Source organism: Ruegeria sp. BI11 (assembly GCF_056538005.1).
In genome coordinates, this window is sequence record NZ_JBQFSM010000001.1 from 944,687 (window position 1) to 962,177 (window position 17,491).

The following is a 17,491-nucleotide window of genomic DNA, read 5'->3' on the forward strand; positions in this document are numbered from 1 at the left end:
TAAGTTGCGTTGATTCACATAGTCATCCAGTCACGCAACGCCAAGTTCTGCCTTCGTTTCCACCGTCCATCCCAGATAAAGGGTTCCGTTTTGCTCGATCAGGGGGCGCTTCATCAGGGTTGGGTGGTCCGCCAACAGCTCTAGCGGTGGCCGCGCGCGTTGCAAATCGTCCAATCCACGCCAGGTTGTCGAGCGAGTATTGAGCAAAGCACCGCCGAAGCGATCCAGCGCCTGCGTTAGAACGGCATCGGGCACACCATCAGCCCGAACGTCGACAAATTCAACTTCCGGCAATGATTTCAAAGCCTTGCGACACGTATCGCAGTTTTTCAAGCCATAGAGGCGCATTTTGGGTGTCTCCTGTATCTGGTTCAATTTTCAGCAAAATTGCCTGCTCGTATCGGTTATTCTTGATTTTTTACTTCACCGTGCAATGTTGAAAAAGACGAAACACGCAATTCAGGCTGTATCGTGTGGGCGATACGGTTATGCATTGCGGTGACGTCAACCACTGCCCCCACCAATTATGTGGGACAACGCGTAAGTAGAAGGAGACACGGGAAATGCCAACTGGCACCGTGAAATGGTTTAATACCACTAAAGGCTACGGGTTTATTGCCCCTGATGAGGGCGGCAAGGACGTATTTGTTCATATCTCGGCCGTTGAACGGTCCGGTCTGACCGGGCTCGCTGACAATCAGAAAGTCTCGTATGAGTTGGAAGACGGACGTGACGGCCGCCAAATGGCATCTGATTTAAAGCCACTGTAAAACAATCCCGCATGCAGCGGGTGACCAAAACAGGACAACGGCCAATTTCCGGCCGTTGACCAATTTTTAAAGGTTCGAAACCTTACCCTCGCGCCAAGTTAACTTTGACGCGAGTATGTTGGTTTTTTCTCAACACAATGAGGTACAGCATGCGCGTTCAGCTATCGCGAATGACTGCCTCAAACTCACGCCATTCCCGTGCTGTCATGCCCGAATTTTCCTGCGTAACAGCTTCGCCCGATAGCATTCTGCGCAGGCTGTCCACCATCTGAGCCGACAGGTTCACCGCGCCCAGGCGATAATCCTCAAACGCCTTGTAGGCGAATGGTACCCAGTCGGCGACGATCTTGCACATGGTATCCGCATAGACCCGAATCTCGTACTGCGCATGTGGGTCGGCGCGCAGACGTAGGAAGTGGAACAGGTTATGCAGATCCACCTTCCAGTACCACTGCGTATAGATATTCGCGGGCAGATTCATTCGAGCCAGTTCACGCGCCAGCCCCTGTTGGCCATCTTGGCTAATCATCGCTTCGTAGTTGTCATAGCACCTTGCGCTGTCAGCTTTGAGCATTTCCAGCACACGGGCGGCCTCTTCGCCCTGCAGGGCATCGCCCCGGCCCTGGTTGTTCACCTCGGACTGAGCGGCCACGTGGTCGGGCGCAGGGATATAGAACTCGCGATCCAAAATCGAATAGCGCGCGGAGTATTCGTTCACGTTCGCCGTACGGTGACGAATCCATTGCCGAGCCACGAAGACAGGCAGTTTCACGTGCAGCTTGATCTCGCACATCTCGAACGGGGTCGAATGCCAATGGCGCATCAGGTAGCGGATCAGACCTTCATCATTTTGAACCGATTTGGTGCCTTTGCCATAAGACACCCGCGCCGCCTGACAGATCGCCGCATCGTCACCCATATAGTCGATCACGCGTACAAAACCGTGGTCCAGCACTTGGTGGGCGGTATAAAGATGCTCTTCCATACCCGCAGCCACAACGCGGCGTGTTGGATGCGATTGCGCCCGTTGCGCTTCGATCTCGGCCAGTTGGTCAGAGGACAGCGGCATGAAAGTTCCTTTCCAGCAATGAGTCGTTCACCACTATATATCGGCAATTCCCGGACCGGAACCGCGACATGTGTACCCGGCGGCGCAATTTAAAAAATGTGTCCGCCCTGCCCCTCGACACGCTATTTCCGCGCGCTAAGCTGCAGCCCATCACCTGAACAGAAAAGGAGCCACAATGGGGCTGAGATATCTTCACACCATGATCCGCGTGAAGGATCTGGAGAAGTCGATGGCGTTTTTCGAGCTGCTGGGCCTGAAGGAAACCCGCCGCTACGACAGTGAGTCTGGGCGGTTTTCGCTAATCTTCATGGCACCTCCTGGGCAAGAAGATCGTCCAATTGAGTTGACCCACAATTGGGATGGGGACGACGCGCTGCCCAGCGACAGCCGGCATTTCGGACATTTGGCCTATGGCGTCGATAATATTTATGAGGTCTGCCAGCACTTGCAGGACAATGGTGTGGTGATCAACCGCCCGCCCCGCGATGGCCGCATGGCATTTGTTCGGTCGCCCGACAATATCTCGGTCGAGCTGCTGCAGAACGGTGACGCGCTGGAGCCCGCCGAGCCCTGGACCAGTATGGAAAGCACCGGCCACTGGTGATCCGCTGGCTGACAGCATTGGGGCTGGCCGGGCTGGCCAGCCCGCTTCGGGCCGAAACCTGCCGTCTGGCCCTGGCTCTGGCTATGGATATTTCAAGCTCGGTGGACGCAACCGAGGACGCCCTGCAGCGACAGGGCTTGGCGGCCGCCCTGATCGCACCCGAGGTGACCGAGGCGTTCTTTTCCTCGCCTATGCCCGTAGCATTAGCTGTGTATGAATGGAGTAGTCGCTCTACCCAGCACGTCATTTTGAACTGGACGACGATCAACACACAGGCTGACCTGCTGACGGCGGCGGAAACCGTGCAGAAATCGGCTCGGACTGACAGTGACTCCGCCACGGCAATGGGCCATGCTCTGGCATTTGGCGCATTGTTGATGCAGCAAGCGCCATCTTGTTTATTCCAGACCATCGACCTGTCTGGGGACGGAACAAATAATGACGGTTATCAACCAGCTTCGGCCTATCGCTATTTTCCGTTCGACAACACTGTGGTCAACGGGCTCGTCATCAATGCCACCAATTTCGAAGACGAACTGTTTCTGGTCCCCTACTTCCTAGACAACGTTCTGTACGGGCCTGGTGCTTTTCTTGAAGTCGCACAGGGGTTCGAGGATTTCGAACGTGCCATGCGGCGGAAACTGGAACGAGAATTAACCGGGCAGCAAATCAGCGCACTGCAGGACGCAATCACCAGATGATGCGGCTACTGGCGGTTATCTCGAGCTTGGCTGCCGGATCAGCCGCGGCGGAGTGTCGTCAAGCCTTGGCTTTGGGTCTCGATGTGTCCGGTTCCGTGGACAGCCAGGAATACCGGTTGCAACTAGATGGTCTGGCTGCGGCGTTGCAACAGCCTGAAGTGGTGCAGATATTCCTGTCCGACACATTAACTCCGGTGCGACTGGCGATCTTCGAGTGGAGCGAGCCAGGCCATCAACGTCTGCTGCTGAATTGGACCGCCATCCGATCAGTCAGCGACCTTGAACAGATCGCTTTTCTGTTAAACAGCACCAAACGCAGCGCCGCCCCGCAAGGCACGGCTGTAGGGTCAGCGATGCTGTTCGGCGCCGAACTGCTGTCCTGGCAAACAGACTGCTGGAAACAAACGCTCGATCTTTCCGGGGACGGCAAACATAATCTGGGCACCCACCCTCGCGAGGCCAAAACCGCGCTTCTCTCCTCGGGTATCACCATCAACGGTTTGGTCATCGGCGCGGATGATCCCAGCCACGGCGACAAACGCTATGTTCAGGTCGGAGAGCTATCTGCCTATTACTCGGCCTGGGTCATTCTGGGGCCAGACGCCTTTGTCGAGGTCGCCCTTGGGTTTGACGCCTACGAGGACGCCATGACCCGAAAACTGATCCGAGAACTCGAAGGGTTGATCCTGTCGGACCTGCACCCCTGATCAGTAGATATAACGGATCTGATCCGTCCAGTACCGCTCAACCCGGCGCAGAGAGGTTGTGATGTCATCAATTCCCTCCAACCCAAGCACGCCACGGGTCTGCAGCCCTTCGGCATGGCGCGAGAACAGCTCGGACACGATATCCCGAATTTCCCGCCCGCGCGGCGTCAGTCGAACCCGAACCGAGCGCCTGTCAATCTCACACCGCTGGTGGTGCATATAACCCATCTCGACCAGCTTCTTTAGGTTGTAGCTGACATTGCTGCCCTGGTAATAACCTCGGCTTTTCAACTCGCCGGCCGTCACCTCATGATCGCCGATATTGAACAGCAGCAGGGCCTGGACGGCGTTGATTTCAAGCACCCCCACCCGCTCGAACTCATCTTTGATGACGTCCAGCAGCAGACGATGCAGCCGCTCGACCAAAGCGAGCGCCTCAAGATAGCTGGTCATGAAACCCTTGGTTTCCGGCGCGGAGACCTGCATTTCCATACTCATCCGATCCTCCGATTCAGTCGCGCTGTTTCAGGCAGCATGAATCGAAATCCCCAAGAATCAGTTAAGCTGGATTTTCTTTATTTTTGAAAGGTTTGCGCGATGTCGGCGATCAGGCTTGCGAAACCCTCGGGCGGTTGGACCTGTCCGGTGACCCATTGATACAGGTCTTGATCGTTTTCGTGCAGCAACGCGTCGAATTGATCCAGGCTGGCTGTATCCATCGCCTCCAGATTGCGCTCGGCATAGGCCGACAGGATCAAATCCATTTCCTTGATCCCGCGGCGCATCGACCGCATCTGCATGCGTTTGATCCTGACGTCCCGTGTTTCGGTCACTTTCCCTGCTCCAACATCAATCGCAGCTTCTTCTCAAGTCGCGCGGCTCGTTCGGCGCTTCCACGCATCTCGCCACGGATCGCGCGCAGCTCGGCCACTGCATCCGACAGTTCGATATTGGTCTCGCCTTCTTCGAAGGGGGCGTCCATACCCTCGCCCTCGCCGGTCAGCAACCACATGATCGACACGTTGATCATTCCCGCCATCATCGACAAACGGTTAGCACGCGGTTCCGACAGATCATTTTCCCAGGCCGCAATCGTCGCCTTTTTGACACCTAGTCGCCGCGCCAGTTGGGCCTGAGACATGCCCGCTGCTTCGCGCGCGCCTGCCAGCCGATCCCCGAATGTCGCGGCCTCTGGTCCGTACCAGTCGTTTTCGTCGTCCATCGGGGTCTCCAATTCAATTTTTCATACGGCTTGATCGTCATTCGGGCGCACCCTATGACAGACAGGTTGAACATACAAACCGAGGCCCCCATGAGTTTCCTGTCTGCGACACTGTCACGCGTAAAACCATCCCCAACCATCGCGATGACGGCCAAAGCGGCCGAGCTAAAAGCTGCCGGACGGGACGTGATCGGCCTGAGTGCGGGTGAGCCTGATTTTGACACGCCGCAAAACATCAAGGACGCGGCCGTTGCGGCCATTGCTGCTGGTAAAACGAAATACACCGCACCCGACGGCATTCCAGAATTGAAGCAGGCCGCCTGCGCCAAGATGAAGCGTGATCACGGGTTGGACTACACGCCCGCGCAGATCTCGGTCGGGACCGGAGGCAAGCAAACACTGTATAACGCCCTGATGGCGACCATGAACGATGGCGATGAGGTGATCATCCCTGCGCCCTACTGGGTCAGCTATCCGGATATGGTTCTTCTGGCCGGTGGTACGCCGATTGTTGTCGAAACGACGCTGGAGAACAACTTCAAACTGACCGCAGAACAGCTTGAGGCAGCGATCACGCCCAAGACCAAGTGGTTCATCTTCAATTCGCCGTCGAACCCGACCGGTGCAGGTTATAGCCGTGCGGAGTTGAAGGCGCTGACCGATGTGCTGATGCGCCACCCGCATGTGTGGATTATGTCTGACGACATGTACGAGCATCTGGCTTATGACGGGTTCGAATTCTGCACCCCGGCCGAAGTGGAACCAGGCCTCTATGAGCGTACGCTGACCTGTAACGGCGTATCCAAAGCCTACGCTATGACTGGTTGGCGCATTGGCTATGCGGCGGGTCCAGTAGAAATCATCGCCGCCATGCGCAAGATACAGTCGCAATCGACCTCGAACCCCTGCTCAGTCAGCCAATGGGCGGCGGTCGAGGCGCTGAACGGAACGCAGGCATTTCTGGCCCCGAACAACGAGACGTTCAAGCGCCGTCGCAATCTGGTGGTCGACATGCTCAACCAGGTTGACGGCATTACCTGCCCTACGCCCGAGGGCGCGTTCTATGTCTACCCGTCGATCGCGGGTCTGATCGGTAAGACCACTCCGGCGGGCACCAAGATTGACTCGGATGAGGTTTTCGCCACCGCCCTGCTGGAAGAGGCCGACGTAGCCGTTGTGTTTGGTGCAGCCTTTGGCCTGTCGCCGAATTTTCGGGTCAGCTATGCGACCTCGGACGAAGCTCTGACTGAAGCCTGCACCCGCATCCAGCGTTTCTGCGCGTCCCTGACCTGAACCGGAGGACAAGATGACCGCAGAACTGCCCGAATACTACTTTCGTGTCCGAGAGAATGGCGCCGCGGTTTTCCGGATCGATACCGAAAACCGTCAACGGCGAATCGAGATGGATCAGATCGCGGTCATCAACATCCGCAATGGCGAGGTTAAGCCACAGGGCCAGCGCACCCTGACCACAGCGGATCAGGCGGAAATCGCGCGTTGGATGGAGGAACGCAAAGCCCTGCTGGCGCAACGGGATATCGACGACATTCACCGCGCAGTCGACTACCTGAACCTGACGACACAATGGGCGCAGTCCAAGGCCACGGAAGAACAGCTTGAGGATGTAACTGACCGGTTGCTGTTGGCGATGCACGATCTGCGCACCGTTTTGGTGCGCAAAAAGGCGGATCGGCTGAACAAGGACTGAAGGAGCGGGCTATTCCGCAGGCACTCCAACGGTCTGAACCGAGCGTGTCCAGAACCGCGCCATCAGCAAGACAGCCGCGCAAGCAAGCCCCAGAACGAGGCCCAGCCAGATTCCAATCCCGTCCATCCCCTGCACAAAGCCAAAGTAATACGACGCCGGAATCCCAACCACCCAATAACTAAGTCCGGCCATTACCATCGGTACCTTGGCGTCTTGCAAGCCACGCAGCAGCCCCAGCGCAATCACCTGCGCCCCGTCGACCAGTTGGAACAGGGCAGCCATGGCCAGCAGGCCAGTGCCAATTGCCAAAATCTGTGGACGCTGCGGATCGTCGGGTTCTATGAATACTGAAATCAACGGCTCGGCGCAGGTCACGAACAGAGTTATCGTCAGGACGGACACCAGCAGAGACATCACGGTCACCGCTTTCGCACCTTTTTCCAGATGTGGGCGATCCTTGCGCCCTAAGGCGTTTCCGGCGCGGATCGTGGCCGCATTGGACAGCCCCAGATGCACCATGAACGTGGCGGAGGCCAGGTTCAGCGCAATCCCGTGTGCCGCCAGCGGCACCGGCCCGATCCACCCCATCATGAAGGCCGACATGGCGAACAGCGACACCTCGGCAAGCAATGTAAACCCAATGGGAATGCCTAGGCGCAGCACGCTGTACAGCATCTCCCAATCCGGGCGCCAGAACCTTTGGAACAGGTTGTGTTCGGGCAAAACGCGCACGGCGTAAACCACGACCGCAATCAGTGACACCATTTGCGTCACCACCGAAGCAATGGCAGCCCCCATCACGCCCAGTTCAGGCGCGCCCCAATTGCCAAAGATCAACGCGTAATTGGTCAGCGCATTGACGACAGCGGCCGTCACGGTGATCCACAAAACGATCTGCGTGCGCTCCAAAGCCGCCAGATAGGACTTCAGCACCATAACCACCAGCGCCGGGAACAGACCCCATCCTGCAACACGCAGATATTGCGATGCGGTTTCAGCCACCTGCGGATCTTGCCCTGCGGCAATCAAAATCGGGTGGGACCACCATAGCAAAGGCATGACCAGCACCGCATACAGCAACGACAGCCACACCCCCATCCGGGTCGAGCGGCGAATACTGGTCTCATCCTCTTCGGCGGCCGCAGTCGCCACCATGGGCATCACGGCCAGTCCGAAACCCCCGCCAAACAGGAACAACACGAAATAAAAGCTGCTGGCCAGCGTCACGGCGGCCAGTGCCTCGACCCCGTACCAGCCCAGCATGATCGTGTCGGTCAAACCAATGGCAAACTGCGCCAAATGCCCGCCGACCAGCGGCAGACCAAGCACGGCAATAGCCCGGAAGTGGGCTTGATATGTCATTACTTTATTCATTTCACCAGCCTTATGCCCGGCCAGAGGCCGGTACAAGAGGTGATCAATGAAATTTCAATGTGAGACTATTGCTGCCGGCAATTGGCCGCTTAACTCACCGGGCTTCCGGATGCAGGGAATTACCCAAAATATGCTCGGATTGATGAATGACGTGATGCGCCTGCCCCACGATCATGGGATCGGGCTGGCCCACGATATCGTGGTTCTTGTCTGGGTAATCCAGCGTCGACAAGAAGTGGCGCATACAGTTCAGGCGCGCACGTTTCTTGTCGTTAGACTTGACGATGGTCCAAGGCGCGTCGGCAGTGTCCGTATAGAAGAACATCGCCTCTTTGGCTTCGGTGTAGTCGTCCCATTTATCGAGGCTCGCCTTGTCGATGGGGGACAGTTTCCATTGTTTCAATGGGTCGGTTTCCCGGCTTTTGAACCGGCGCTGTTGTTCTGGCTGCGTGACCGAGAACCAATATTTGTAGAGCTGAATGCCCGAGCGTACCAACATTCGCTCCAACTCGGGTGTCTGCCGCATGAACTCCAGGTACTCGTTGGGCGAACAAAACCCCATGACCCGCTCAACGCCTGCACGGTTGTACCAAGACCGGTCATAGAACACCATTTCACCGACGGTCGGCAACTCTTGAATATAGCGCTGGTAATACCATTGGCCTTTCTCTTCCCAGGTCGGCTTATTCAACGCGACGACGCGGGCTTGCCGGGGGTTCAGATGCTCCATGAACCGCTTGATCGTACCACCCTTACCTGCCGCATCGCGCCCTTCGAACAGCAGAACAAAGCGTTGCCCCGTCTCTTGCGCCCAAAGCTGCACCTTGAGTAATTCGGCCTGCAGCTGCGCTTTCTGCGCCTCATACTTGCCGCGTGCCATCTTGCGGTCATAAGGGTATTTGCCGCTTTCAAACGCCTGCCGAATTCGTTCGGGACTAGGTTGCGATGGTTCGGGCTTGGGTGTTGGGACAATTTTGACAGAGGGTTGTTTTTGTTCGATTTGTGCCGCAGCTTCCATTCAATTATTCCTTTTTCACTATCCGCGGGAACGTCTAGCAAAAGGCGTGGTTTTTCGCTTTGATACGGGTCAAACTTTTGACCCGTAGCCTAGGAATATTTCTACCAAAGAAGTTCAACACGTTGTGGCACAGATCTAGCTGTGCCCCCAATCCGCCGGGTCATCCGAGTTGTTGGGCGACAGACCCAGAACATCGCCTGTGGTCGAGCATCCAAGCCCAAGAACTGTTCGGTTTGCATATGAGAAATAAGCGCAGACCTGATTGATCTCGAGAATCTCGCCATCGTCCCACCCGGCGTCCCTAAGGGCTCGAACATCAGCCTGAACCATTTCCGCAGGTGCCTCGGTCAGCTTGCGCGCATAACACATGGCAGCGATTTGGGCGTTGTCCAGCGGCGCGGATTCCGGTGTTCCCGCCTCAATCGCCGCGCGGATGGCATCGCCCCGTTCCGCGTCTGCCAACAACCGCTGTAACCCATGAAAGTGATGCTCGACGCAATAGCTGCACTGGTTCAGGGAACTGACCCAAACCCCCAGCACCTCTAGAAACCATTTCGGAACCTTGTTGGCCGAGTGATGCAGGACGTTCTTGTACAACGCCATGTGGCCTTCCATCGAATGCGGGCGCAGGGAATGCGCCATCATGATGTTGTCCACGTTGTTACCCGGCCCGGTGACTCGTTCGTACAGCTTCCGCAGCTTGCCGGTGGCTTCTTCAAATGGAACAGTCTTAATCCAGCTCATGTGGTCCTCGCCCTGTTGTCTTATCTCGTCTTCGCCTCCCAATTTCGCTCCGTATCCTTCTGAGACAAAACTGGATCACCCCACCATGTCAGGCTAAGTTGAGGAAACGCAAGTAAGGGAGCATCTCATGGAAATGGCGGAGAAAACTGTCACTGAATTCTATGCCAACCACCCAATTTCCGCGCCACATATCCTGACAAAGCTGACAGGCATTCGCGGATCGTTAAAGGATGTAACTCCGCAAGAACTCTACCCCTATGATCAGGATCACTATGACGGCCTGAATGCCAACGCCCGACTGGCGGACAAAGTCCGGATGAAATCTGGTGATCGCGTTCTGGATGTGTGTGCCGGACTTTGTGGACCTGCGCGATGGTACGCCTCTGAGCATGACGTTGACGTCACTGGCCTCGATATCAGCCCCAACCGCGTCGACGGCGCCAAGGAACTGAACGAGCTTGTCGGACTACAGGATCAGGTGCATCCAATTCTGGGCAGTGCGATGGATATACCCTTTGACGATGCGCATTTCGATGCGGCGGTCAGTCAGGAATCCTTCTTGCATATCCCCGACAAGTTCAAAGCCCTGTCCGAAGTGTTCCGCGTTCTGCGCCCCGGCAGCCGCTTTGCCTTTACTGACTGGGTGATGCATAAGCCCCTGCCCGACGATGAGATGGAATTGTACCACCAACGTTTTGCCTGCCAGTCCCTGCTCAGTATTCCCGAATACGAAACTGTGTTGGAAAAAGCTGGGTTTTCGGTCGTCTCGGCCAACGATGTAACAGCGTCCTGGGGCGAAATTCTGGCGCGTCGGCTGAGCATGTACCAGACTCTGGATGCCGAGGCCGAACGTGCTGGCAACCCGTCCAAAGGCGATACCTTCCTGAAAATGTACGCGCAATTTGTCAGCGACGTGAAACAAAGACGGATCGGCGGAGTACGATTGACGGCGGAAAAACCGGAATAACTTCGGGTTCGTGAAGGGGTGTCACCCATCAAGATTGCAGTCAATCGTCCACTACACCTCGCGCCCCTCTTCCCCCGGACCACATCACCTGCCATAATGGGCTTAACCTAAAAACAAGAGCAGCCCCGATGCCCGACGATCTGTTGACGCCAAGCGCGACCACCACTTACGACGCCTCTTCGATTGAGGTACTGGAAGGTCTAGAACCGGTCCGAAAACGCCCCGGTATGTATATCGGCGGCACTGATGAGCGCGCGTTGCACCATATGGTGGCCGAAATTCTCGACAACTCGATGGACGAAGCCGTCGCGGGCCACGCCAACCGGATTGAGGTTGAGCTACACGCTGATTACGCCCTGACCGTACGCGACAACGGGCGCGGCATTCCGATCGACCCCCATCCGAAATTCCCGGACAAATCAGCGTTGGAGGTGATCCTGTGCACCCTGCATGCGGGCGGCAAATTCTCGGGCAAGGCGTACCAGACTTCCGGCGGTCTGCATGGCGTGGGGGCATCTGTGGTCAACGCTCTATCGGACTCGATGGTTGTTCAAGTGGCGCGCGACAAGACGCTGTTCGAACAACGCTTCTCACGCGGTATCCCACTGGGGCCCGTCGAAAAGGTCGGTGCAGCTCCCAATCGGCGTGGCACCACGGTCACTTTTCACGCCGATGCCGAGATCTTCGGCCATCACAAATTCAAACCCGCGCGACTGTTCAAATCAATCCGCTCCAAGGCCTATCTGTTCTCAGGCGTCGAAATCCGCTGGAAATCAGCCATCGACGATGGCGAGACCCCAACCGAGGCGACCTTCCACTTCCCCGGTGGCCTGTCGGACTACCTGAAAGAGACGATGAATGGCTCGTCCACCTATGCCGAGCAACCCTTTGCCGGCACCGTGGACTTTAACGAGAAATTCGGCACCCCCGGCAAAGTCGAATGGGCGATCAACTGGACGCCCTCGCGCGACGGGTTCATCCAATCCTACTGTAACACCGTCCCCACGCCCGAAGGCGGCACCCATGTGGCGGGGTTCTGGGCTGCGGTCCTCAAGGGGATAAAAGCCTACGGCGAACTGATCAACAACAAGAAGGCAGGTCAGATCACCCGTGACGACTTGATCACCGGCGGCTGCGCGCTGGTGTCGTGTTTCATCAGCGAACCGGAATTCGTAGGCCAGACCAAAGACCGTCTGGCTACAGTCGAGGCGCAGCGACTAGTGGAAAATTCGGTCCGCGACCATTTCGATAACTGGCTGGCCGCGGACACAAAATCCGCCGGCGCCATTCTGGACTTCCTCATCCTGCGGGCTGAGGAACGCCTGCGCCGACGGGCCGAGAAGGAAACACAACGCAAGTCCGCCACTAAGAAACTTCGTCTTCCCGGCAAGCTGGTGGACTGCTCTAGTTCAACACGCGACGGCACCGAATTATTCATCGTCGAGGGCGACTCGGCGGGCGGCTCTGCCAAAATGGGCCGTGACCGCAAAACGCAGGCCCTGCTGCCCCTGCGCGGCAAAATCCTGAACGTGCTCGGCGCGGCCAGTTCGAAACTGGGCACCAATGCCGAGATCAACGACCTGACGCAGGCGTTGGGTGTGGGGCTTGGCACCAAGTTCAACGTCGACGACCTGCGCTATGACAAGGTCATCATCATGACCGACGCGGATGTGGACGGGGCACATATCGCTTCGCTGCTGATGACGTTCTTCTTTACCCAAATGCGCCCGATGATCGACGCGGGCCACCTCTACCTCGCCTGCCCGCCCCTCTACCGCCTGACCCAAGGCGCCAAGCGCGTCTATTGTCTGGACGAGGCCGAGCGGGATGAATGGCTTGAGAAAGGTCTGGGCGGCAAGGGCAAGATCGACGTCTCGCGCTTCAAGGGTCTGGGCGAAATGGACGCCAAGGACCTGAAAGAAACCACCATGGACCCCGCGTCCCGCAAACTGATCCGGGTCACCATCGACGAAGACGAACCTGGCGAGACCGGCGACCTGGTCGAGCGCCTGATGGGCAAAAAACCCGAATTGCGGTTCCAGTACATTCAGGAGAACGCGCGATTTGTGGAAGAACTGGACGTATAAGGCGGCTTTACGCGAAAATCCAATCAGGACAGCGATATCGTAATTTTCCAATCAGCACAGGGGCCAAATGTTCAAATCACGTAAGGCAAGGCTGCGCTGGTCAGCAGGTATTCTTGTCCTTGCAGGTGTGATTGCGATGTTCGCGGATCGTCGCCACGAACCGGCCACTGTCGAAGACATCGTCGAGGCTTTTCTTCAAATCCACGATATTCCGGGCGCTGTGCTGGCCTATGGTCCCTCGGGCGCAGACCCCAAAGTTATAGCATTCGGCGTGTCCGATCCGGTTCAGAACACACCCATGTCGATCAACCAGCCATTTCGCCTGGCCTCAGTCACCAAACCCATTGCAACCAGAGCGCTGATCGAAGCCGAGGAACGCGGCCAAATCGATCTGGACCGCCCAATAGCCGAGCTTGCCGACCTCCCCCCGCCCCATGATCCACGGGCCGCGCAGATAACGGCGCGACAGCTTATGGCGCATACCGGTGGTTTCGACGGAAAAATCAGCTTCGATCCGATCTTCGCACCTGAACGTGTTGGCCTCGATTGGTCTGCCAGTTGCGCGGATGTGGCCCGAACCGTGTGGCAAACCATGCCGCTGGACCACGTGCCCGGCAACAAGACGGCATACTCGAACGTTGGTTTCTGTCTTCTGAGCGACCTGTTCACCACCATCCCCGGATCGGGTGTTGAGGGCGGCCTGCAACAGGTCGCCGATATCCGTCTGCAAGGGCCTGCCGGGGCTAATTGGGAACGTACCAGCGACGGCTGGGTCCGCGTGCATGGCTCTGAGGCCGACGAGGCTTGGGTGTTGGGGCTAGGCATCGCTGGCGGGGCAATCGGCACGGCCGAGGCGGTCTGGTCCTTCGCCTCGACCCCGCAACCTTCTTTCGAGGCGACGGCCTTAGAGGATGACAAAAGTGATTTCTATGCGTCGGGCTGGCATGTGTGGCCGGAAGAAAACGGCCAGCACCTGACCCACTGGGGCGGCGTCCGGGGCGTGTTCACAACTGTCTTTCAGTTTTTGGATGGAGAGACCGTTGTCATTCTGTTCAACGCCTCACCAAACGATCGGAGCAATGCGTTTGTCTCGCTGCATAACGCATTGTATGAGATCAATAAATCGAATTGGTGAGGTCGAGATTGGCTCGGCCAGAGAGCGAACGGTTGATTGGGGAAAAACCCGAACTGCGGTTCCAATACACTCAGGAGAATACCCGGTTTGTGGAGGAGTTGGATGTTTGAGACTAAGAGGTTGCTTCCGGCAACTTCAAATTCCGTTAACGCATTCAATTAGACTTCCAAGCTGCTTCAAGCCCCAACAGCCTTTATCAAAATTGATTATGAGAAACGTGTTATTCGGTACCATTCTTGTGGCGACTGGCTTGGCCAGTCAGACATCGGGAGAGCAATTGAGTTCTACGATTGATAGTTTGTGCGTTGGGCTTGAGCGTAACGGTGGAAACGTCGAGGCGCTGACCCAGAAAATAGCGACCTCCATCCACTACTACGGTTTATGCGACGATAGCGGCCCATGCTATGCGCCTGCGACTAGACGCGTCGAAGACTACAGTGTTTTCATAGTGGCACCGACAGGCTTCGACATAGGAAAATCGCTAGTTGCTAGAACCTCCAAATTACTTACAGAACTTAGTGATTTAACTGAGAGCCGAGCCCATTTTAGAACGCCCGAAACACTAAACATGTTGGCGTTTGTTGTTGTTGACGAAGAAGATTCCACCGGAGAATTAAATGCCACTATTGAGAATATAGTGGCACCCGAAAATTTAGGCTTCCCAGAGATACGCAGAACGGTCTTCTCAAATTGGCTGAAAAGCGACCGGTTGTGCACCGAGATTACCACGGAATACGAAGACGGTACGATACAAGATGCGCAAATTTGGGTGAAACTTGGGTATTCCGATGAGGATACGTTTGCTTGCGTAGAAGCCGTAACTTTAAAAACTATGGGCCTCAAGAAACTCGAACCTGTTAGTTTCAATGACCCTAGCCTCAGAAACTCCTGGTTTGACGCGAATTCGCTTAGTTTTTCTGCTCTGTATTCAGACCTCGTAAAACCGGGGCAGTCTTACGTGCAAACAAAATTGAAACTTGCAAGAGCTATCAGGACCACTTGCAAATAAAGGGACTGGGCTGGGCTTCTCTCCTAAACTCCTCATCATCTCAACTTACGCCCCCGATTTAAGGGTGGCGCGGAACTTGTCCAAAAAAAAACGACCACCAAACACTCCCCTTGCCTAACCCGTTGATCTCGTTCACACTTACCCTCAAACCGTCATTCAAGAACGACAATTGAGGTTCCGAGCGTCCAAGACGCAATGAAACCAAGAACAGATTTTCGAACGGGAGGACGATATGAAAACACTAATCCTTGGGCTGGCCTTTGCACTGCTGGCCAGCCAAGCCAGTGCGCAGCAGACCTTGAGCACAGCATCCCCCATTCCGGACGGGGCTGAGACGCGGTTCTGTTATTATGACGGCATGGCCTATTCGCAGGACGCGTTTGTCCTGCTGGTCGGTGACAACACGGTCACTCAGACGGTCAGCACGATTCAGGAACGGCTGCTGCGCTGTCACCGCGAAAGCGATGGTACCCTGAAATGGAAACCGCAGAGCACGTTCTCGACCAATAACTAAACGCATAAGGTGGGCGCGTTAGCCCACCTTCCCTTCCAGCCAGTCCGCGATCTGCGCGGCGGGCTGTTCCCAGCCGGGCTCCATGAACAGGAAATGCGCGTGGTTTTCGACGGGCATAAAGGTGGCGCGGTCCCCGTACAGATCGGCCAAAGCGCGGCAAGTGTTGGGGTTCACGGCACGGTCCTCAGTGCCCGAAACGACCAGCACCGGGCAGTCGACCTTGTCGATATCGACCTTCATCGCGTGGTGATCGTCGAACATCCAAAAGAACATCTCGAACATCACCCGCCCGCTTTCGGCGCCTAAACGGTCGAACACCGCGTGCTGCTGCGCCTCGGGCATTTTGTTCAGCGCGAAGGGGGCCATCAGGTCGAACTCGACCCGCATGGGCTGTTTCCAGAACGCCCCGCCCTCCATCAGCGCACGGGGGATGGCACGTTCATCGTCGGTTTCGGGCAATGTGCCCCACGGCGCGTTCGGGTTGATCAGGACGATGGCACTGGCCAACCCGCGTGAGGCCACCTGCTGCGCCACCACGCCCGCGATGGCATGGCCCAACAGAACTGGCTTGTTGTCCAGCCCCTGCGCAAAATCCGCAATATCGTCGGCGTAATCCATCACGCTGGTGTCGGTCAGGCGCGGGTCGGGTTCAGCCGTAGGGTCCCCACCGTGATAGCGCAGCGCGGGGGTGTGAACCGTCCAGCCGCGATCACGGAAGAACCCAGCGTAATCCTGCATACACCACGGCCCAGCAAAGGCCCCGTGGATCAGAACAATCTCTTTGGTCATGAAAACGCTCCCTTTTCTCTCGCCACTATGAGAGATCGGGGGCGTCTACAGCAAGGTCGCGATCGGGAATCAAACGGCCAGTCCGATCAGAGCCACGCCCGCCGCCATCAGAACCGCCGCGCCCATACGGCGCATCCAGTTGCCTTCGTGCAGGAACACAAACCCGATCAGCGCAGCGAAGATGACCGACGTTTCCCGCAACGCCGACACCGCCCCCAGCGGAGCGAAGTTCTTGGCGTAAAGCACAAGCCCATAGGCCGTCATCGACACCAACCCACCCAGAATGCCGATCATCCAGGTTTTGGCAGGCAGCGCCGCCAGCGTGTTTCTTTTCCGCACACCAACAAATCCGGCGATAAACAAATGCAGAAAGGCGCCCCACGCCCAATAGCTAAGCGTATTGCCCGACAATCGCACCCCAATTCCGTCCACCACGGAATAGACCGAAATGCAAAAACCAGTGCCAACAGCAAAGCCCAACGCGGCACGCCCCACGCCCGAACGCAATGCGCGCCAGCTGCTCAGCTGTATCCCGAGTGCGATCAGTGCGATCCCACCCCAGGCTTGCAGAGGAAGAACCTCGCCCACCAATAGCATTGCCCAGAGCGACACCAACGCGGGCACGATGCCACGTGCAATCGGGTAAACGACGCTCAGATCACCATGCTGGTAGGCTTTGCCCAACATGAAGTAATAGCCGAAATGCACAACGGTTGAGAGCAGGATGTAAATAAAGCTCTCTGCACTCGGCAACGGTAGGAGCATCACCATGATCGACGCTGGGATGACGTGGCCGAACGCAACCAGACCCAAAGTCGTTGTTCTGTCCGCCGCAGTTTTGACGATGGCGTTCCACACTGCGTGCAGCAAAGCCGCCGTCAGAATGATGACGATGACAAAAATGGTCACAACTGCACCTCGTGCGTAAAAGAACCGGCCCGATAAGCGGACCGGCCATTGTGTCTACACAGCAATTTCCTGATCACAACGCGTTATTGAATAGTTTTGTCAGATTATCCTCGTTGAGTTTGATGGGGTTACCGCCGCATGAGGGGTCGATGATTGCGCCTTGG

At 56.7% G+C, this 17,491-nt stretch carries 21 protein-coding genes; 11 read left to right on the top strand and 10 right to left on the bottom strand.

Annotated elements, in window-relative coordinates:
- Positions 1 to 30: 30 nt before the first annotated feature.
- Complete coding sequence (locus ACR0DT_RS04690) at positions 31 to 348, bottom strand: ArsC/Spx/MgsR family protein (protein WP_480709626.1); 318 nt, start codon at positions 346 to 348, stop codon at positions 31 to 33.
- A gap of 215 nt (positions 349 to 563) precedes the next feature.
- Here ACR0DT_RS04690 and ACR0DT_RS04695 point away from each other — a divergent pair, with 215 nt between their 5' ends.
- Complete coding sequence (locus ACR0DT_RS04695; protein WP_010439113.1) at positions 564 to 770, top strand: cold-shock protein; 207 nt, start codon at positions 564 to 566, stop codon at positions 768 to 770.
- Positions 771 to 927: 157 nt separating this feature from the next.
- On the opposite strand, the gene thyX is transcribed toward ACR0DT_RS04695, so the two are convergent.
- The gene (thyX, locus tag ACR0DT_RS04700) at positions 928 to 1,839 is read right to left on the bottom strand and encodes an FAD-dependent thymidylate synthase (RefSeq protein ID WP_480709627.1); all 912 of its coding nucleotides are present in this window, start codon (positions 1,837 to 1,839) and stop codon (positions 928 to 930) included.
- A gap of 175 nt (positions 1,840 to 2,014) precedes the next feature.
- Between thyX and ACR0DT_RS04705 the strand changes: the two genes are divergently transcribed.
- From ACR0DT_RS04705 to ACR0DT_RS04715, 3 genes are read left to right on the top strand one after another with little or no spacing between them, the layout of a single operon-like run.
- Positions 2,015 to 2,443 (top strand): VOC family protein, encoded by a 429-nt coding sequence (locus ACR0DT_RS04705; RefSeq protein ID WP_480709628.1) that lies wholly within the window; start codon positions 2,015 to 2,017, stop codon positions 2,441 to 2,443.
- Positions 2,440 to 3,144, top strand: a complete 705-nt coding sequence (locus ACR0DT_RS04710) for a DUF1194 domain-containing protein (RefSeq protein ID WP_480709629.1) — start codon at positions 2,440 to 2,442, stop codon at positions 3,142 to 3,144. The genes ACR0DT_RS04705 and ACR0DT_RS04710 overlap by 4 nt, the downstream gene beginning before the upstream one ends.
- Positions 3,141 to 3,851, top strand: coding sequence for a DUF1194 domain-containing protein (locus tag ACR0DT_RS04715; protein ID WP_480709630.1), 711 nt, complete (start codon positions 3,141 to 3,143; stop codon positions 3,849 to 3,851). The genes ACR0DT_RS04710 and ACR0DT_RS04715 overlap by 4 nt, the downstream gene beginning before the upstream one ends.
- Here the strand turns inward: ACR0DT_RS04715 and ACR0DT_RS04720 are convergent, their stop codons facing one another.
- From ACR0DT_RS04720 to ACR0DT_RS04730, 3 genes are all read right to left on the bottom strand, one after another.
- Entirely contained in the window at positions 3,852 to 4,349 is a 498-nt protein-coding gene (locus ACR0DT_RS04720; RefSeq protein WP_370731918.1) for a MarR family winged helix-turn-helix transcriptional regulator, read from the bottom strand. It abuts the gene before it with no gap.
- A gap of 77 nt (positions 4,350 to 4,426) precedes the next feature.
- Positions 4,427 to 4,684: a succinate dehydrogenase assembly factor 2 gene (locus tag ACR0DT_RS04725; RefSeq protein WP_480709631.1), complete on the bottom strand. Its 258-nt coding sequence runs from the start codon at positions 4,682 to 4,684 to the stop codon at positions 4,427 to 4,429.
- Positions 4,681 to 5,073, bottom strand: a complete 393-nt coding sequence (locus ACR0DT_RS04730; RefSeq protein ID WP_480709632.1) for a helix-turn-helix domain-containing protein — start codon at positions 5,071 to 5,073, stop codon at positions 4,681 to 4,683. Before ACR0DT_RS04730 ends, ACR0DT_RS04725 begins: the two co-directional genes overlap by 4 nt.
- Before the next feature lie 90 nt (positions 5,074 to 5,163).
- On the opposite strand from ACR0DT_RS04730, the gene ACR0DT_RS04735 reads away from it, so the two are divergent.
- Positions 5,164 to 6,366: a pyridoxal phosphate-dependent aminotransferase gene (locus ACR0DT_RS04735; protein WP_480709633.1), complete on the top strand. Its 1,203-nt coding sequence runs from the start codon at positions 5,164 to 5,166 to the stop codon at positions 6,364 to 6,366.
- 13 nt (positions 6,367 to 6,379) lie between these two features.
- Entirely contained in the window at positions 6,380 to 6,781 is a 402-nt protein-coding gene (locus tag ACR0DT_RS04740; RefSeq protein WP_480709634.1) for a hypothetical protein, read from the top strand.
- Between the two features lie 9 nt (positions 6,782 to 6,790).
- Here the strand turns inward: ACR0DT_RS04740 and ACR0DT_RS04745 are convergent, their stop codons facing one another.
- The 3 genes from ACR0DT_RS04745 to ACR0DT_RS04755 all read right to left on the bottom strand — a co-directional run bounded on the left by ACR0DT_RS04745 (position 6,791) and on the right by ACR0DT_RS04755 (position 9,917).
- Complete coding sequence (locus ACR0DT_RS04745; RefSeq protein WP_480709635.1) at positions 6,791 to 8,143, bottom strand: MATE family efflux transporter; 1,353 nt, start codon at positions 8,141 to 8,143, stop codon at positions 6,791 to 6,793.
- Positions 8,144 to 8,249: 106 nt separating this feature from the next.
- Complete coding sequence (gene ppk2 / locus ACR0DT_RS04750; RefSeq protein WP_480709636.1) at positions 8,250 to 9,173, bottom strand: polyphosphate kinase 2; 924 nt, start codon at positions 9,171 to 9,173, stop codon at positions 8,250 to 8,252.
- A gap of 135 nt (positions 9,174 to 9,308) precedes the next feature.
- Positions 9,309 to 9,917 (bottom strand): carboxymuconolactone decarboxylase family protein, encoded by a 609-nt coding sequence (locus ACR0DT_RS04755; protein ID WP_480709637.1) that lies wholly within the window; start codon positions 9,915 to 9,917, stop codon positions 9,309 to 9,311.
- 127 nt (positions 9,918 to 10,044) lie between these two features.
- Here ACR0DT_RS04755 and ACR0DT_RS04760 point away from each other — a divergent pair, with 127 nt between their 5' ends.
- The 5 genes from ACR0DT_RS04760 (at position 10,045) to ACR0DT_RS04780 (ending at position 15,629) form a co-directional block, all read left to right on the top strand.
- A complete protein-coding gene (locus ACR0DT_RS04760; RefSeq protein ID WP_480709638.1) occupies positions 10,045 to 10,884 on the top strand; it encodes a class I SAM-dependent methyltransferase in 840 nt (279 codons plus the stop codon).
- Positions 10,885 to 11,012: 128 nt separating this feature from the next.
- Positions 11,013 to 12,971, top strand: coding sequence for a DNA topoisomerase IV subunit B (gene parE / locus ACR0DT_RS04765; RefSeq protein WP_170396358.1), 1,959 nt, complete (start codon positions 11,013 to 11,015; stop codon positions 12,969 to 12,971).
- Between the two features lie 67 nt (positions 12,972 to 13,038).
- The gene (locus tag ACR0DT_RS04770; RefSeq protein ID WP_480709639.1) at positions 13,039 to 14,106 is read left to right on the top strand and encodes a serine hydrolase domain-containing protein; all 1,068 of its coding nucleotides are present in this window, start codon (positions 13,039 to 13,041) and stop codon (positions 14,104 to 14,106) included.
- Between the two features lie 277 nt (positions 14,107 to 14,383).
- The gene (locus ACR0DT_RS04775; protein ID WP_480709640.1) at positions 14,384 to 15,115 is read left to right on the top strand and encodes a hypothetical protein; all 732 of its coding nucleotides are present in this window, start codon (positions 14,384 to 14,386) and stop codon (positions 15,113 to 15,115) included.
- 232 nt (positions 15,116 to 15,347) lie between these two features.
- Entirely contained in the window at positions 15,348 to 15,629 is a 282-nt protein-coding gene (locus ACR0DT_RS04780; protein ID WP_480709641.1) for a hypothetical protein, read from the top strand.
- Between the two features lie 18 nt (positions 15,630 to 15,647).
- Here ACR0DT_RS04780 and ACR0DT_RS04785 read toward each other — a convergent pair whose 3' ends face one another.
- Positions 15,648 to 16,418 carry an alpha/beta hydrolase gene (locus tag ACR0DT_RS04785; RefSeq protein ID WP_480709642.1) on the bottom strand — a complete coding sequence of 257 codons (771 nt, stop codon included), beginning with the start codon at positions 16,416 to 16,418 and terminating at the stop codon, positions 15,648 to 15,650.
- A gap of 69 nt (positions 16,419 to 16,487) precedes the next feature.
- Entirely contained in the window at positions 16,488 to 17,327 is an 840-nt protein-coding gene (locus ACR0DT_RS04790; protein WP_480709643.1) for an EamA family transporter, read from the bottom strand.
- Positions 17,328 to 17,491 lie beyond the last annotated feature (164 nt).

Excerpts from the sequence above, each read along its gene's own strand:
- ppk2 (WP_480709636.1), bottom strand. The coding sequence starts at position 9,173 with ATGGAAGCTGCGGCACAAATCGAACAAAAACAACCCTCTGTCAAAATT.
- ACR0DT_RS04735 (WP_480709633.1), top strand. The coding sequence starts at position 5,164 with ATGAGTTTCCTGTCTGCGACACTGTCACGCGTAAAACCATCCCCAACC.
- ACR0DT_RS04760 (WP_480709638.1), top strand. The coding sequence starts at position 10,045 with ATGGAAATGGCGGAGAAAACTGTCACTGAATTCTATGCCAACCACCCA.
- ACR0DT_RS04695 (WP_010439113.1), top strand. The coding sequence starts at position 564 with ATGCCAACTGGCACCGTGAAATGGTTTAATACCACTAAAGGCTACGGG.
- ACR0DT_RS04770 (WP_480709639.1), top strand. The coding sequence starts at position 13,039 with ATGTTCAAATCACGTAAGGCAAGGCTGCGCTGGTCAGCAGGTATTCTT.
- ACR0DT_RS04690 (WP_480709626.1), bottom strand. The coding sequence starts at position 348 with ATGCGCCTCTATGGCTTGAAAAACTGCGATACGTGTCGCAAGGCTTTG.
- ACR0DT_RS04740 (WP_480709634.1), top strand. The coding sequence starts at position 6,380 with ATGACCGCAGAACTGCCCGAATACTACTTTCGTGTCCGAGAGAATGGC.
- ACR0DT_RS04720 (WP_370731918.1), bottom strand. The coding sequence starts at position 4,349 with ATGAGTATGGAAATGCAGGTCTCCGCGCCGGAAACCAAGGGTTTCATG.
- ACR0DT_RS04785 (WP_480709642.1), bottom strand. The coding sequence starts at position 16,418 with ATGACCAAAGAGATTGTTCTGATCCACGGGGCCTTTGCTGGGCCGTGG.
- ACR0DT_RS04780 (WP_480709641.1), top strand. The coding sequence starts at position 15,348 with ATGAAAACACTAATCCTTGGGCTGGCCTTTGCACTGCTGGCCAGCCAA.
- parE (WP_170396358.1), top strand. The coding sequence starts at position 11,013 with ATGCCCGACGATCTGTTGACGCCAAGCGCGACCACCACTTACGACGCC.
- ACR0DT_RS04730 (WP_480709632.1), bottom strand. The coding sequence starts at position 5,073 with ATGGACGACGAAAACGACTGGTACGGACCAGAGGCCGCGACATTCGGG.
- ACR0DT_RS04755 (WP_480709637.1), bottom strand. The coding sequence starts at position 9,917 with ATGAGCTGGATTAAGACTGTTCCATTTGAAGAAGCCACCGGCAAGCTG.
- ACR0DT_RS04705 (WP_480709628.1), top strand. The coding sequence starts at position 2,015 with ATGGGGCTGAGATATCTTCACACCATGATCCGCGTGAAGGATCTGGAG.
- thyX (WP_480709627.1), bottom strand. The coding sequence starts at position 1,839 with ATGCCGCTGTCCTCTGACCAACTGGCCGAGATCGAAGCGCAACGGGCG.
- ACR0DT_RS04715 (WP_480709630.1), top strand. The coding sequence starts at position 3,141 with ATGATGCGGCTACTGGCGGTTATCTCGAGCTTGGCTGCCGGATCAGCC.
- ACR0DT_RS04745 (WP_480709635.1), bottom strand. The coding sequence starts at position 8,143 with ATGACATATCAAGCCCACTTCCGGGCTATTGCCGTGCTTGGTCTGCCG.